This window comes from Anaerosporobacter sp., from assembly GCF_965301125.1.
This window is the reverse complement of sequence record NZ_CBDLAM010000015.1, coordinates 1-16,386: the sequence shown is the minus strand read 5'-3', so window position 1 is coordinate 16,386 and position 16,386 is coordinate 1. Positions and strand designations below refer to the sequence as shown.

Here is a 16,386-nt window from a genome sequence, read left to right as displayed (position 1 = left end):
CGGTAGAAGAGGTTCTTGAAATGGAGCAGGTTGGTGCATCGGATAATTTCTTTGATCTAGGAGGAAATTCCATGAAAGCAACTCTATTGGTGGCAAAACTGAAAGATCAGGGATATCACCTGAATGTAAACGATGTAATGAAAGGTGCCGTTATTGAGAAGATGGCAAGAAGATTAATTATGTTATAGGAGGAGTAAGTATGAAGAAGATATTACCAATAACAGAACCAGTCATTAATGCATATCCGGATTATGTGTATCCCTTATCCGTGCTGATGAATCATGAAGAAACCAAAGCATGGTTGTATTGTAATTTCATTCAGCTGTACTTTTTACCCTCAGATTCCGCTAGCTCGTTAAGATATTATTATACAGATATCAATAATCGTTTGTGGAATACACGGAATCCTTTAATGAATTATCAGGTTATTCATAAAGAAATACTTGCTAGGTATAAAGTTGATATTATTGATTTTATTATTGATTCATTAGATAGTGGGAATTACCTCTACCTTTACCTAGATGAATACTATATTCCAAACAGAATTTCTTATAAAAGAGAGCATTATATCCATACCACATTTTTCTATGGTTATGATAAAGAGGAGAAGAAGTTATGCACCTATGGATATGATAATACAAGGCATTTTATATATGAAACATTAGATTTTGATTTAGTCAAAGAGGCTTATTACGGTTGTAAAAAAGCCGAGTTTGAAGATTTGGATATGATATATTTGCTTCGATATAATGAACAAGGATCTCCTTATGAATTTGATATTCAAAGTCTCATTAGACAGATTAAGGAATTCTTAAATTCTACTAGGTCTTCTGATCACTATGACAATTGCTTTAATAAGAGAGAAAATATGTATTTTGGTATGGAAGCGTTAAGACAATTTAGAGAATATTTCATACAAGCTAATGATGAACAGATCTTTCATTGTAATAAGAATATATACCTACTTTGGGAGTATGTTCTATTAATGAACAAGAGAATTGAATATCTGATTCAACAAGGCTATCTTGTAAGTGATAGTGCTTGTATAGAACTATTCACAACCCTTGAGGGAAAATACAAATCTCTCATTAGTACCTATATCAAATACATAGAAGTTCGTGGTGAGAAATTACAGCAAAAAATCCTAACAAGTTATGATACCAACATGGAAATTTTACAACAAGCAATGGAACTATTATTAAGTGAGGTGGAGATGTGGAAGAAGAAAAAGAATTAGGTGGCTTTTTTGAGCTATTAAAACGTTTTATGACCTTGAATAAAAAATCAGTCCCTTATTTTATTATCGCAATCCTTTTACTTTTGGTAGAGAAGATACTATTAACCAGTAATGATTATATGGTAGGTAGGATGATTGACAGCATTTCGGAGAATAAGATAGATATCTTTATCCATTTCATACTTATTATCTGTATCATTCAGTTATTCAAGCTGGTAATCAGTTATCAGGTGAACTATAGGGTGAATAAAGTAAGCGAAGTTTGTATTAGAAGAATGAGGCTCTATACCTATAGTCATATTACTAAAGCTAAGATGTCCTGGCTTGACGCTGCCCATCAGGGTGATGTTTTATCAAGAATTAATGGGGATCTCAATAAAATGGTAGATGTAGTAAATCAGTTCTTAACATGGCAGATGTCACAAATACTCGCATTAATTATATCTGTTATTACCTGTTTTATTCTGAACTGGAAACTTTCACTCGTTACATTTATTGTGATTCCAGCACTTGCTTTTGTACAGTTTCTTCTTGCAAGACCAATAGCAATGCTTGGAGAAATAAGGGCCACAGCAGACGGAAAAGCCAATGCTATGTTTATGGATTAGATAGGCGGTCTTACCATAAGTAAAGCATTTGGATTAGAAGAAACAATGAGTAAAAAATACAAACAAAAACTTGATGAAAGCGTAAAAGCCAATGTCAAAAGCTTTTCCTTAGAGTTCTTAATTCTACCAATTAATATGATGATGCATTTTTTACCGAGAGTTATTGAGATGGCAGTGGGGGGGTATCTGGTTCTTCACCATGATATGACATTAGGAGCTTTGATTTCTTTTGTTTTTATTGCAGATAGCGCTTTGGAACCAATCGGTTCCCTTCCATGGATGATTCGTGATATGTATGAATCGGCAGGAATTGTTTCAAGAATTTTTGAAGTTTGGGATGTTGAAACAGAAAGTGAAGGTGGAGATAAAGTAGAAAAAGAAAATGACATTCCAGTAGAATTTCATCATGTTACCTTTGGATATAACGAAGATAATGAGATTCTCCATGGTATTGATTTTTCTGTTAAAAAGGGTGAGAAAGTAGCGCTAGTAGGAACATCAGGTGGCGGAAAATCAACAATCTTGAATTTACTAGCTGATTTTTTTGAAAAAGATAGTGGAGAAATCAAGGTATTCGGTAATGATGTTTCTGATTGGAAGAGGGATTGTTTAAGAAAACAAATGTCTTATGTAGGCCAAGATGCGTTCTTGTTTCCAGGGAGTATTTATGAAAATGTCAGTTATGGTAATCAGAATGCTACCGAGGAAGATATTAAGAGAGTTATTGATATGGTAGGGCTTTCAAATCTTAACATTCATGACCAATTAGGTGAACGTGGGGTGAAACTCTCTGGTGGACAACGTCAGAGGGTCTGTATTGCTAGGGCACTACTGAAAAATGCAAGTATCGTATTACTAGATGAACCAACATCGGCACTGGATACAGAATCTGAATATTATGTAAATCAAGCGATTGACCAGCTGACCAAAGATAAAACATCTATTACGATTGCTCACCGATTATCCTCCATTCGTAACGTTGATCGTATTATATGTTTGGACCAAGGAGTCATTGCGCAAGAAGGTACTCATGAGCAGTTAATGAGTAAGAATGGAGTGTATAAGTCGTTATATGAAATGCAGGAAAAGGAGGTGACTTTCCATGAGTAACCATAAGGTGAATAGCAAAAAGAAATCCTTTCAGACTATCAAAAAAATATGGAAATATGCTGACCCATGGAAATTCCGTTTCTACGCAGGCTTTTTAATTGGTTGTACTATGAATCTTTACCAAGCTTTTGCTGGAAGTTTTTTGACTAGTAAAATCACTTCTGTTTGTATGGACGGTGAAATGAAGGGATTGTACCAGTTTATTATTCAAAGTATTCTTCTTATGGCATTTGGTGCCATTGTATATCCAATCTGTTTTGGGAATGTATATACCACTTATGCAAGGGTCTCTGGAAGTATCAGAGAAAAACTATTTACACATATGGAAAAGTTACCAGTTTCTTATATGGAATCGAAACACTCTGGAGATGTTATATCTAGAGCAACTACGGATTTTTACGATGCCATTCAGTTGGTAGCCTATCCTACTGTAGGTCAAGGAAATCCTTTTGCTCTGATTTTTACGGTAGTTGCAATATGTGTGATTACCATATGCAGTAATTGGATATTAGGATTAATATCCATCGTAATCAGCTTCTTTAACGTCATAATAATCAGTAAATTAACGAAAATGTTAAAGAAAAAGGAGTGGGATGTGAAGCAGTCTTCTGCAAATGCTTCAAAAGAGATTGTCAACGCTTTGTCTGGAACGATGGTATCTCGTATTTTTGGAATGGAAAAACTTCTTTCGAAGAAATATCAAAAATGGACTGATCAGATGTATAATTCTAATATTGCCCTCATTGGTAAGAAAGCATTAATATACCTTACCAGTGAGTTACAGTGCTTCCTTTCCTTTACAGGGACCACTATTATTGGATTATGGCTGTCTCATAAGAATTTGATTGACATACCAACCGTTATTTTTATTTCGAGCCTTCAATTCAGTCTGTCAGATATTATTTCTCAGTTGGGACAAAAATTTGCACAGATGCAGAAATATATTGTAAGTGCAGAACGTTTGTTAGAATTCCTTGAAGTAGAAGAAGAGGAAGTAAGACAAGACAATGCTTCACCAATGTATAAGTCGGAGAATGCAATTGAAATCAGTCATCTTGATTTCCGATATGAAAAAGACAGCGATCCAATATTTGAAGACTTTTCTATTTCGGTTAAAAATGGAGAAAAGTTAGCAGTAGTAGGCGGAAGTGGTGGTGGAAAAAGTTCACTGTTTAAACTATTGTTAGCCTTTGCAAAAGAAAATGACGGAGACATTAAAGTCTTTGGAAACTCCGTACAAGAGTACAGCCTTGCTACGCTTCGAAAACAGTACTCTTATGTACCTCAGGATTGTTACCTTTTTGATACTAGCATAAGAGAAAATATTCTATGGGGAAGACCAGATGCTACAGAAGAAGAACTACAAAAGGCAGTAGATGATGCCTACTTACGAGAGTTTGTAAGTTCACTTCCAGATGGACTTGATACAAAAGTAGGAGAGAGGGGAGCACAGTTATCAGGTGGTCAGCGTCAAAGAATTGCTATTGCTAGAGCATTTCTAAAAAATTCACCAATTATCTTGTTAGATGAAGCAACTTCAGCCCTGGACTCTCAATCAGAACAAGAGGTACAAAAGGCACTTAATAATCTTGTTACCAGTCGTACTGCGATTATTATAGCTCATCGACTATCTACCATAAAGAAAATGGATAGAATTGTTGTATTGGAAAAAGGGACGATAATAGAAGAAGGTAATCACGAGATGTTAATGTCTCTAAATGGAAGATATAAGGAATTATTCAATATGCAGTATGTATAGTTTTCAAGAAAATATTGACATTTTATTACTTGAATTCTATCATTAGATAACAATAAAAGGAGGACATTAATGTGGAGGATATATTTAGTAGAATAAGGGATAACGTTTCAAAGGTTATTGTAGGTAAGGAAGAGGTAATAGATTTATTACTAACGTCACTAGCAGCAGGAGGTCATGTGCTGTTAGAAGACGTACCTGGTACAGGAAAAACAGTATTAGCGAAATCACTTGCAAAATCCATGGAGTTTACCTTTGGAAGAGTACAGTTTACTCCGGATTTATTACCAAGTGATGTAACGGGGCTTTCCTACTATAATCAAGAAAAAGGTAAGTTTGTTTTCAAAGAAGGACCAGTGTTTGCTAATCTGTTGTTGGCAGATGAAATTAACCGTGCTACTCCAAGAACCCAATCCAGTTTACTTGAATGCATGGCAGAAGGACAGGTTACCGTTGATGGAGAAACAAGGATTCTAGAAGCACCGTTTTTTGTTATTGCTACCCAAAATCCTGTGGAAACTATTGGTTGTTTTCCACTACCAGAAGCGCAGATGGATCGTTTTCTAATGAAAATCTGCATGGGGTGTTTGAATAATAAAGAAGAACGAGAGTTGATTGATCGTTATATCAATTCGGAACCACTACAGACAATTGAGTCTGTATGTTCATTAAGTGAGATTTTGGAATTACAAAAACAATGCCGTCAAGTATATGTACATGAGGATTTAAGGGACTATATAGTAAATCTTGTTCAAGCTACTAGAAGAACAGCGACTACCTATGCAGGAAATATAGGAGTTGTAGAAGGAGTGAGCCCGAGAGGAACACTTGCACTTTTACGAGCATCACAAGGCTATGCGATGGTACAGGGTAGAGATTATGTAGTTCCAGAAGATATTAAGAAAGTAGCGATACCAGTATTAAATCACAGATGGATTTCAGTAGATAGTAGTGAACAGCAAAAGACAGTATTACTTAATGGATTACTACAGAGTATAACATTACCTACTGAGGATTGGACAAGAGTATGATACTATTATTTTTGTTAGGAGTATGTTTGGTGGCGTTAGGTTGGAAAGTCTATTTCAAAAAGAATTGGGATAAAAATATAGTAGTTTATATGAATTTCCTACAGAATTATGTTTATGAGGGAGAGCAGACGCAGTTAATCGAGAAGATTGAAAATAGAAAAAGAATTCCCATACCAGTATTAGAAGTGTATTTTCGTTTGCGCAGGGAGCTTAGCTTTCGAGACATGGAAAACATACAAATAAGTGATTTTACATATAGAAGAGATATATTTTCAATGCTTGGAAATCAAAGGATTACAAGACGACTTACAATTGATTGTATGAAGAGAGGATATTATGAGATTAGTAAGATGAATTACAAGGCATATTCCTTATTATATAGAGATATGTATATTAGAGAAAAGCCTGTAAATACGAATATCTATGTATATGCAAAAAGGACAGATGTATCAAACATACTACTAGCTAGTGCAAAAATAATGGGTACTTTGCAATGTGCTAGGCAGATTTATGATGATCCTTTTGCATTTAATTCCATTCGTGAATATACCATAACAGATCCCTTGAAAACAATTAATTGGAAGTCCAGCGCTAAAACAGGAAATCTAATGGTGAATACTTTTGAGTCCACAATTACAGAAAGCATTATGATTTATCTTGATGTGGAGGATATAGGAATCTATCAGTATGATCCACTAATTGAAGAAGGAATTTGTGTTGCAGCAACTCTGACTGATAAACTAATTAATAAGGGAATGGAAGTAGGATTATGCGTGAATATGAAAGAAAAAGAGAAGAAAGAAACTATACGAATTGAGCCTGAAGGTGGAACGAATCAGTTGCATAAGATAGAACGGGTACTTTCCCTACTAAGTGCTGAGGAAGAAGTAGTCTCTTTTGAAGAGATACTTAATAATCCGCCAAAAGATGCTATAGTCATCGTAATCTCAAAAAATGTATCAAAATATCAACAGATGTTAGAAAGTTTCGTAGGCAAAGAAAAGCAAGGCATATGGGTGGTTCCTTTTAGTAAGGAGGAAGTTTGCAAAGCGGATACTCCTGGTAATCTCCATGTGGTAAAGAGGGAGGTGACATGCAGTTGAGAAATAGAATTAAAAGTATGACAGGCTGGATTCACGCCACCCTATTATTAGCAATTATAATACCAGTGCTCTATGCACTGGGAATGAAGCAGGAGAAGAGTATAGAAACTGTTTTGTATTATAAGAGTCTTCTGATTCTCTTTCCAATCATAGTAACAAGTGTTGCGATTAATAAATGTAAAAAATTAATCAACTATATAATAATTTGCATTATAACTATTGCGATAGTAGGCCTAAGTGCTTGGTTACTAGGCCCCGTATTAACTAATAACAAATTGATGTGGGGATATGTGATTATTATTATGTTTGAGACAATAATGGTAATCGTTTTTCGTTTCACTGACCGAATGCACAAAATAAAAAGTAAGGAAACGAATATGGTGAACAATCCATATTGGGAACCAGAATATGATTTGTTAAATAAACCAAGCATATTAGGAAATGCTATTTTTGTAATCGTGTATCTGTTATGCAAGAATTTTGATAACCCTCATATGTGTAATGTCGCCCTTATCAGTTCGATTATTTATCTGATCGTTTTAATCCTATATAAATATATTGATAACACAGAAGAATATTTATCCCAAAACAATACCGTGCGTAATGTGCCAATTAAGAGATTATATGTAATAAGCGGCAACTTTCTTGCAATCTTTATTTTATTACTTGGAATTTCTGTCATTCCTTCACTTCTTACTATTAATAAAAGGCAATATGAAGATTATAGAGCATGGGTTTTGGAAAGAGAAGTTGATTATAGTGATCTGGAAAATGAACAGTCAAGTAAAACAACGAAAGATCCATTTCTGGAATATGTAGAAGAAGAGGGAGAGCCTAAAGAAGCACCAATATGGCTTAATATCTTTTTCTATTTACTTGGTTCAGGAATAATGGTAGCGATTGTGATAGTAATCATCAAGAAAATCCGAGAGAACTTTCATATTTTCAGAGAGGCCTATGATGAAAATGGTGATATCGTTGAGGAACTAAAAGAATCAGAGGTTGTAGAGAGTAAAGTGGATTCAGATAAGAATGAGGTAAGGAACGATTCGGAAAGAGAAAAAATCAGACGACAATACCGAAAGGTAATTAAGAAGCACCGAAAGGAACCACCGCTTGGTTATGAAACTCCACTCGAAATTGAGATCGGGGCGGGGATTGCTGAAACAGATGAGGGGAAAGAACTGCATGTACGTTATGAAAAAGCAAGATACGGAAAGATATAAATAAAGGATATACCGTAGTTGACTTAATATTTTAAAGAGTTAATATATGATATTACAGCTGTCTTGACAGGAAAAAATCAGTATTATATACTATAAGATATGGAGGCGCGATACGCAGGTATTTGTGCCCTTTTGGCTATCTAAATGGTAACTGCAAAACTTTTATTATTCGTAAGTCTACAACTTAGTTGACTTTAGTAAAGGAGAGGACAGTACATGAAGTATTCAAAATTATTTGAACAAGGAAAGATTGGTAACTTATCTATTAAAAATCGTGTTGTAATGTGCCCATTAGCAATGGGAATATCAGATGACAATCAATGTGTTGGAGAGGATTTCCTAGCATATCTGATGGAACGTGCAAGAGGCGGAGTCGGTATGATTATTATGGAGAATACGCGTATCGATGACGAACATGGAGTTGCAGCACCTTGGCAGGCAAGTGTTGCCAGAGATGAACAGATTGAACCACTAGCAAAGGCAGTACAAGCCATTCACGAAGAAGATGTTAAAGTGTTAGTACAACTACATCATCCAGGAAGAGAAACTTTCTCGAATCTGAATAGTAATGAACCAGTTTGGTCATCATCAACAAAATCCTGTGGTGTTTGTGCACAAGAAACCCATGAAATGACCACAGAAGAAGTTGAAACTGTTATTGGAAAATTCGTTGCAGGAGCAAAACGTGCCAAGGCAGCAGGAGTAGACGGTGTAGAATTACATGGTGCACACGGTTATCTTATTTCACAATTCTTAAGTCCATATACGAATCAACGTACAGATCGATTCGGAGGTTCATTTGAGGGAAGATTGCAATTTGTAAAAGAAATTATCGAAGGAATTCGTAGTGCTTGTGGTAAGGAATTTACCCTAGGTATTCGTTTAACAGTAGATGAATTACTTGCACCTAATGGGGTGGAAGAATATCTTAGAATAGAAGACGGCGTAAAAGTCTGTCAAGAGTTAGAGAAGCTAGGAATTGATTACATTAATGTCTCTAATGGTATATATGAATCCTTCAATTCTTTATCAGAACCAACTACATATCCACAAGGTTGCCGTACACCATTAATACGTGCAGTTAAAGATGCTGTACAGATACCTGTTATTGCTGTTAATATGATTAAAGAGCCATGGTTTGCTGAGAAGATGTTAGAAGAAGGCTTAGTTGATTTCGTTGGATTAGGTCGTGCAGTTGTTGCGGATCCAGAGTGGGCGAAGAAAGCGATGGAAGGAAGAGAAGACGAAATCAATCGTTGTATCTCTTGTACATTCTGTTTTGAAACTTTAGTAAGTGACGCCATTGCAGGAATTGGACCAGTTAAATGTGGAGTAAATCCAAGGGCAGGACGTGAACATAAATATCCGGACTACAAAAAAGACGGAGATGGTAAAACAGTAGTAGTTGTCGGAGCTGGTGTAGCTGGACTAGAGGCTGCTAGAGTTTTAGCATTAAGAAATTTCAACGTAGTAGTATTAGAGAAGGAAGGAAAGGTTGGCGGACAAATTAATATTGGCGCTCGTCCTCCTCGTAAAGAAAAGATGGATTGGATCGTTGAGTATGAATTAGTTCAACTTAAGAAGTTAGGTGTTTCAATCCAAGCAAATGTAGAAGCAACGAAGGAATTAATTGCCTCTTATAATCCATATGCTATCATCTTGGCTACTGGTGGAGCACCAATTAAGCCAGCATCAATACCAGGAATCAATTTGGAGAATGCAGTAACATTCAAAGAAGTGTTATGTGAGCAGAAAGTACTAGAAGGTAAGAAAGTGGCAGTTATAGGATCTGGTGCAACTGGACTAGAAACTGCTGAGTTCTTATGTGAAAAAGGAAATGATGTTACAGTTGTGGAGATGAAAGATTCCGTTGGAGAGGGACTTTATGTACAGCATTATCTTGATGCTATGGATAAGCTCTCAAAATATAATGTAACTTATAAAGATAAGACAAAATTAGTAGAAATTAAAAAGAAGGCTGTTGTTCTTGAAAATGTAAAAGAAGGTACGAAAGAAGAATATCCTATTGATTATGTAGTTTTAGCATTAGGTGTGCATTCTGTGAATCCGTTAGAGGAAGCTACAAAAGAGTTATGCGATAAAGTATTCGTAATTGGCGATGCAGCGAAGGTTGGTCGTATTGAAGGAGCTGTTCGTAGCGGGTTTGAAGTTGCTTATACATTGTAGTCAATGCCTTACACGAATTTGTAGCCTACATTTTAAGTGCGGTTTCATGAGTTGGAACCGCACTTTTTCCGTTGATCTAAATTACTGGGTAGTAAAGAACATATTAGTTATAATGGATACTTGGTAGTTGACACTGTTGTGTAAAATTGTTACATTTATGAAAGTATTAGTTTTAATGTTATTATCTGGATATAAAGGATATTATACGAAAAATCGTAGAGGGATATGGAGGATTAAAGTGACTACTTACTTAAAAGAAGACGCAATTAAAATGTTGATTCGATATCAAAATCTGGATGGAAAGGAAGAACTTACAGGGATTGATGGCGTAAGGACTATAATGAATCGTATCGGTAGTATTCAGTATGATCCTCTGAATGTGGTAGGACGAAATGCTGATCTCGTGTTACAGGCAAGAATAGATAATTATAAGCCAGAGCATCTTTTTTCTCTATTATATGACGAACATAGCTTGATTGATGGTGTTGATAAAGAGATGTGTATTTATTGCACAAGGGATTTTGGAAAGTTTACAAAAGTGCGAGAAGCACATACAAAATCGGTTATTTCTACCTTACAACATAGAAATCAGATGGGAGCACTTGATATTATTGATGATGTAAAGGCTTTTGTTGCAGAACATGGTGCAACGGGAACGAAAGATATTTCCATTGGAGAAGTGAGAGAAAGTAGATGGGGACATAAGAAGCTATCTAGTGTTGCGTTAGATTATCTCTATAATACAGGCGAACTTTGTATAAAAGAGAAAAAAGGAACGCAAAAATATTTTGACTTAACGGAACGTATAATTTCAAATAAAGAATATTCCCCTTTTGATGATATGTCGATGGAAGAATTTTTGAATTGGTATGTAAAAAGAAGAATAGCCTGTATTGGAATTGTATGGGATAAGCGTGGAGGTGCATGGCAAGGACATTACTTAGACCAAAATGACTTAAGAAAGAAAACTTTGAATCATTTAGTTGAAAATGGAGAAATTGATTTATGTAAAATCGAAGGTATATCAGAGGATTTTTATGCGATTCCGGAACTGAACCAAGGACTTCATGATGTGCAAAAAGGCGACTATACCAGATTTATAGCACCGTTAGATAATATAATGTGGGATCGCACTTTGTTGGAAAAAATCTTTGGATTTTCCTATCGCTGGGAGGTATATACGCCTGTTGTAAAACGTAAGTATGGATACTATGTTATTCCAGTTATGTACAATAATCAATTTGTAGCAAGATTTGAGCCTGAAGCAATTAGCAAGTCAGAGTTGTTCACCATTAAAAATTGGTGGTGGGAGCCAAACATAAATCCGAGCGAGGCGATGTTAGAAAGCATTTTCTGTGAGTTAAATCGGTTCGCAAAATTTCTTGGCACAGAAAGTTCCAAGAAAAATAATGAAATAATCATTGCAGTAAAGGGGCACATTTTGTGATAACCCCTTTTTCCCTGCTTTATTGTAGCGTTATTAACGAATCGCCTTAATTCTTTTAAGATAGTTCACAAATTTTATAAGGCAAAAATTCCAGATGCTAGCGTATGCAAGTGAAAATAAGAAAAAAATAATAAGTGTTAAAGAAGTAGATAATGAGTTAGCAAAATCTAAGAAAGCTGGAATGCCTATTATGTAGGTTAAGCATATCATCCCAAGAGCCAATGATATACTGGAAAATACGATGGAAATTATTATACCCTTTTTATAAAGCAATGCTCCGATAACAATACCTAACAACCCAGTACTAAGTAGAAGAATAATTGCTTCCTGTACACTAATAAGAGTAAGAATTAGTGCAGATGACAATAATACACAAAATCCAAGTGAAACATTTGATACAGCAGCGATAGCAATAGGAAGTGTACTTAATGTACTTAATAGTAATCCTAACGCAGCTAAGAAAACAGGTGCTGATTGGAATAGTACAGCTAATGCTGTTAACATACCGCCAGCACATACAAACTTAATGATATCTATTTTTTTCAATAAAATAACATCCCCTAGTAGTAAGAACTATTTTATAGAACAAATTATGAAATGATTTCAAAAATAGTGCCTTGGTTAAAATTAGATACATTCATAGAAGTATAAACGCCTAAATATAGTCTGGTTTGATCCATATTCGTTCCCAAACTTACATAATAAGCCGATTGTGCCCCAAAATCATAATCAGTTTCAATAACACTGAAATCATTTAGTTTACAATCTGATCGTACGTTAGTATAAGCCAAAACCCCTCTGTTTGGAGGAGGTGATTCTTCATCCTTAGCCAGATCGGTAAACACAACCTTTCCAGTTAAATCGGAGATTTCATTTCCCATATAGGGCTGAATACCTGTAAGCGCAGTTGCGCCGAATTTATCAGTTCTAGAATCATTATGATAATAACAAGTAAGAGGATAAAGTCGTTGCACAGAAGTTTTTACTGCTTCATCATAATAAGCGATTGTTTTCGTATCTAAAGATGAATTTGTAGGGCAACTCCTCATTATAGAAGTAGGAAGATCACCTTCCCACCCTCGCCAGCCTAGGTTAATAAATCCATCAAGATTAGGTTCAGATTTCATTAAAGATGCCTGAACAAGTTCAGTAACCGGTATTGGTTTATATAGAAGGAAGGAAAAAATCGACTCTACCAAATCCTGTCCGACATTTCCCACATATTTGATATACTGATTATTAAGCCTTTGAAATGAGATTCCTGGTATATTGCGTACCCCTTTAGTAATTACCGTTAGAGTTTCTTGAATAGATGTAGGAAGTTCATCAAAACGTGTAACTACAGGAGAATTAGCAATTGAAGTATTCTTATCTACATCAATTTCAATTATCTTTCCTGCGATTTCCATATCATCTTGGCTAAGATTAAAAGGATCATAACCTGATCCACCATCTCCGGTTGTTAAAACAAGTTTTCCTGTTTCAGGTGAAAAGTTTAGGCTATTAACGCCATTATGATTAAGAAATGGCCTTCTTATATTAAGTAATGTCCGACTTTTTTGAGGCTGAGCATTTGATTGTAAAATCCATTCTTCAACTGTATCAATGTGATTATATTGTACTTCTCTATTCGTCCACTTAAGGTTTAGGGTACTTAAGTCGCAGGGATTCGGTTGAAAGGAACTAGAAAGAGCACTTGGCCCCTGTGTCCCAGCTACTGAATAATGAAGATATAATAGACCATTTTTATTAAATTCAGGATGGAACGCTAGTCCTAACAACCCTCGTTCATCATATCCACCAGTAGAAACACCTAGTGCTAAGATACGTGAGCGAATATCTAAAAAAGTCTCTATAACTCCATTTCCAATATAAAAGATTTCGCCTATCTGGGTTGCTATAAATAGCCTTTCAATTGAGTCTCCCGGAAGTATAGCTGTTTTTAGAACCGTAGGTAAATTTATATTAATAACCAGGGGGCGTAAATGGACTTTAACATTTTGCATCTACTATCATCCTTCTTATTATTATCTCTTACATGAATATGATTGGAACTAATCTATTATACCAATTGGGACATCCAGTGGCTTCTATTGGCGCAATTATGAATGCACAGAATAATCATTTTTTGAGAATTAAATTCTATATCCTTATAAAATCCTTATAAATGTCCTCTATACTTTAGTTATGAATAAAGTATGGAGGATTTTTATTATGAAATGTATATTAGAAACAAAAAAACTTCGTAAGAATTTTAAACATCAAAAAGCAAGATATGTAGTAAGTTTGTTCTTAGGTATTTGCTTAATCAATATATCTGGCTGTTCCAAAACCGAGGATTTATTTGATATTGCAATAGAGAATGTATTAATAGAGAAAGATTTACCAAAAGGTGAACTAAATAAAGAAACATTTTCTGAATTTACGCTAGGTGATGAAACTTATGCGATTATTGGGAATGAAATTAGTGTAGATAGTATAGACGTTCCAATCGGAAAAATCAATGAATACATAACAATTGATGAGGACTATAATATTTTGGATAAAGTGGAGTTGCGAAAAACATATATTGTAAGAGATAATAAGGTAAAAGAGCGTTATATTTTGAGTTTTGGTTGGCTATATAGCGTAAAAGATTTCGATACATCTGAAAAGGTTGCAGTTGTATTGAACTCAAAATATATGGAGGCTGTTAGTAAGTAATTATGGTATAATAAAATTAGGGTGGTGATGAAATGGCTACGATACTTGCAATCGATGATGATATGCAAATACTTTCTATTATAAAAAGGGCACTTGAAAAGGATTGTCACAGGGTAGATACTTTTAATAATGTGAACCAGGTAGAAGAAAACTTGCTTATCCGATATGATCTCATCCTTTTAGATGTTATGATGCCTGGCATAGATGGATTTACATACTGTAGGAAGATACGGGAAAAAGTGGATTGTCCTATTATATTTATTACGGCTAAGACAATGGAAGAAGATTTAACTCAGGGATTAGCAATTGGAGCAGATGATTACATAAAAAAACCATTTGGTTTAGGGGAGTTACGTGCGAGAGTGAATGCTCATCTAAGGAGAGAACAAAGAGAATATCGACAGAAACTATTAGCAGATGATTTCATAGTAGATTTATCAGAAAAAGCACTTTATTTGAATCAAGATCGTATTAAACTTACCAAAAGTGAATATGAAATCTGCGAATTTCTAATAAGAAGCAAAGGGCAGGTATTTTCATTAGAACAAATACTTGTAGGAATTTACGGTTATGACTCGGAAAGTGATAATAGTACCATACGGGAACATATAAAAAATATCAGAGCAAAGCTTACCAGTAAGGGGAAAAATCCGATAGAAACAGTTTGGGGGATTGGGTATAAATGGGTTTAAAAAGAAAGCAGAGTACATTATTCTTAATAGTCTTAAAGCAAATGATTATTCTATCATTTGGTGTTTTGTTTGAAATCGCTACAATTCTTATACTGTTTCAGGTAGGCCTCAATACGGAGACGATTCTACCAGCTAACTATTCAGAGAGGGCTATAGAGAGGAATATAGATGCAATTGCAGTAAGTGAACCATTTGATAAGACATTAATACCCAGTACATGTACCTATGGAATATTCGATAGTAATTACCAGTACATAGAGGGGAATTTGAACAAAGATATAATTAATAAAGCTAAAAAGGCAATTAATAGTGAGTCCACATCAGGTAATAGATTTTACGTGATTCCACGAAATGATGGTTATTGTGTTATACAGTATACGGTCACGGCTCGCTTTGCAAGTGGTACTTTAGATAAGTTCTTACCAAGACCAGATATTATAGCCATATTTTTAGTTCTCGTTGTTTTTATTGCTCTTTTAGTAGTGAATGCAGCAAGTATTGGAAGAAGATTAAAGAAAGAATTAAAGCCTCTACTGGGAGTTGTGGATCAAATACAGAATAAAGAATTAGAATTTGATACGGAATATTCAACAATTAAAGAATTAAATCAAGTATTGGTTGCACTAAACGATATGAAAATAGCCTTATCAGATTCCCTTAAAAAGGAATGGGAGTCAGAACAAATGAGAAAATCACACATTTCAGCACTAGCCCATGATATTCGAACACCACTTACAATAATGAAGGGAAATGCACAGTTAATATTGGAAGAAACTGAGTTAACACCTATTTATGAGGATGCTTCTACTATATGCAGTAATATAGATAAAATTGAGAGGTATATTAAATTGTTGATTGAAGCAACAAAGAGTGAATTTACCATATCAAAAAATAATGAAATGCTTCCAATTGATCGTTTCCTTAATAGGATTATAACGGAGGCAGAAGATTTATGCAAAACAAAAGGAATGGATTTAGTAACAACAATTTCACATCAGAATGAAACCATACTTGTGGATCAAGAATTAATAACACGAGCAATCATTAATATTATTAAAAATGCTATCGAGCATTCCCATACGACTTCAGCAACAAAAATATGCGCTTCCTTTACTTACAAAGAAGGAATATTTCGGGTATTAATAGAGGATTTCGGTTCTGGTTTTAGTGAGGAAGCTATAGAGAATGCTACAAAGCAGTTCTATACCAATCGAAAAGAACGTTCTAATGAGAATTATGGTCTTGGTATGTATATTGCTTCTGAAGTTGCTAAGGCATATGACGGG

14 protein-coding genes and 1 pseudogene are annotated in these 16,386 nt (G+C 34.9%); 13 read left to right on the top strand and 2 right to left on the bottom strand.

Annotated features, from left to right (window positions below; translation table 11 throughout):
* The 10 genes and pseudogenes from ACW2QF_RS02970 to ACW2QF_RS02925 all read left to right on the top strand — a co-directional run.
* Nucleotides 1-188: phosphopantetheine-binding protein (locus ACW2QF_RS02970; protein WP_455714506.1), on the top strand; the 188-nt coding region annotated here is incomplete at its 5' end.
* Between the two features lie 11 nt (nt 189-199).
* The gene (locus tag ACW2QF_RS02965; RefSeq protein WP_455714505.1) at nt 200-1,237 is read left to right on the top strand and encodes a hypothetical protein; all 1,038 of its coding nucleotides are present in this window, start codon (nt 200-202) and stop codon (nt 1,235-1,237) included.
* 29 nt (nt 1,238-1,266) lie between these two features.
* Nucleotides 1,267-2,067, top strand: a pseudogene (locus ACW2QF_RS02960) (ABC transporter transmembrane domain-containing protein); the annotation flags it as partial.
* Complete coding sequence (locus ACW2QF_RS02955) at nt 2,050-2,955, top strand: ABC transporter ATP-binding protein (RefSeq protein ID WP_455714517.1); 906 nt, start codon at nt 2,050-2,052, stop codon at nt 2,953-2,955. The pseudogene ACW2QF_RS02960 and the gene ACW2QF_RS02955, both read left to right, overlap by 18 nt.
* Nucleotides 2,948-4,714 (top strand): ABC transporter ATP-binding protein, encoded by a 1,767-nt coding sequence (locus tag ACW2QF_RS02950; RefSeq protein WP_455714504.1) that lies wholly within the window; start codon nt 2,948-2,950, stop codon nt 4,712-4,714. Before ACW2QF_RS02955 ends, ACW2QF_RS02950 begins: the two co-directional genes overlap by 8 nt.
* A 71-nt stretch (nt 4,715-4,785) precedes the next feature.
* Nucleotides 4,786-5,742 (top strand): AAA family ATPase, encoded by a 957-nt coding sequence (locus ACW2QF_RS02945; RefSeq protein WP_455714503.1) that lies wholly within the window; start codon nt 4,786-4,788, stop codon nt 5,740-5,742.
* Nucleotides 5,743-5,771: 29 nt separating this feature from the next.
* On the top strand, nt 5,772-6,845 hold the full coding sequence (locus tag ACW2QF_RS02940; RefSeq protein ID WP_455714502.1) for a DUF58 domain-containing protein: 1,074 nt from the start codon (nt 5,772-5,774) through the stop codon (nt 6,843-6,845).
* Nucleotides 6,836-8,071: a hypothetical protein gene (locus ACW2QF_RS02935; protein WP_455714501.1), complete on the top strand. Its 1,236-nt coding sequence runs from the start codon at nt 6,836-6,838 to the stop codon at nt 8,069-8,071. Before ACW2QF_RS02940 ends, ACW2QF_RS02935 begins: the two co-directional genes overlap by 10 nt.
* A gap of 216 nt (nt 8,072-8,287) precedes the next feature.
* Nucleotides 8,288-10,258, top strand: coding sequence for an oxidoreductase (locus ACW2QF_RS02930; protein WP_455714500.1), 1,971 nt, complete (start codon nt 8,288-8,290; stop codon nt 10,256-10,258).
* Between the two features lie 238 nt (nt 10,259-10,496).
* Nucleotides 10,497-11,705: a DNA glycosylase AlkZ-like family protein gene (locus tag ACW2QF_RS02925; RefSeq protein ID WP_455714499.1), complete on the top strand. Its 1,209-nt coding sequence runs from the start codon at nt 10,497-10,499 to the stop codon at nt 11,703-11,705.
* Between the two features lie 33 nt (nt 11,706-11,738).
* Here ACW2QF_RS02925 and ACW2QF_RS02920 read toward each other — a convergent pair whose 3' ends face one another.
* The gene (locus tag ACW2QF_RS02920) at nt 11,739-12,251 is read right to left on the bottom strand and encodes a hypothetical protein (RefSeq protein WP_455714498.1); all 513 of its coding nucleotides are present in this window, start codon (nt 12,249-12,251) and stop codon (nt 11,739-11,741) included.
* Between the two features lie 44 nt (nt 12,252-12,295).
* Nucleotides 12,296-13,711 carry a PQQ-dependent sugar dehydrogenase gene (locus ACW2QF_RS02915; RefSeq protein WP_455714497.1) on the bottom strand — a complete coding sequence of 472 codons (1,416 nt, stop codon included), beginning with the start codon at nt 13,709-13,711 and terminating at the stop codon, nt 12,296-12,298.
* Nucleotides 13,712-13,919: 208 nt separating this feature from the next.
* On the opposite strand from ACW2QF_RS02915, the gene ACW2QF_RS02910 reads away from it, so the two are divergent.
* The 3 genes from ACW2QF_RS02910 to ACW2QF_RS02900 form a co-directional block, all read left to right on the top strand.
* Nucleotides 13,920-14,408, top strand: a complete 489-nt coding sequence (locus ACW2QF_RS02910; RefSeq protein WP_455714496.1) for a NisI/SpaI family lantibiotic immunity lipoprotein — start codon at nt 13,920-13,922, stop codon at nt 14,406-14,408.
* Nucleotides 14,409-14,440: 32 nt separating this feature from the next.
* Nucleotides 14,441-15,100 (top strand): response regulator transcription factor, encoded by a 660-nt coding sequence (locus ACW2QF_RS02905; RefSeq protein ID WP_455714495.1) that lies wholly within the window; start codon nt 14,441-14,443, stop codon nt 15,098-15,100.
* Nucleotides 15,091-16,386: ATP-binding protein (locus ACW2QF_RS02900; RefSeq protein ID WP_455714494.1), on the top strand; the 1,296-nt coding region annotated here is incomplete at its 3' end. The genes ACW2QF_RS02905 and ACW2QF_RS02900, both read left to right, overlap by 10 nt.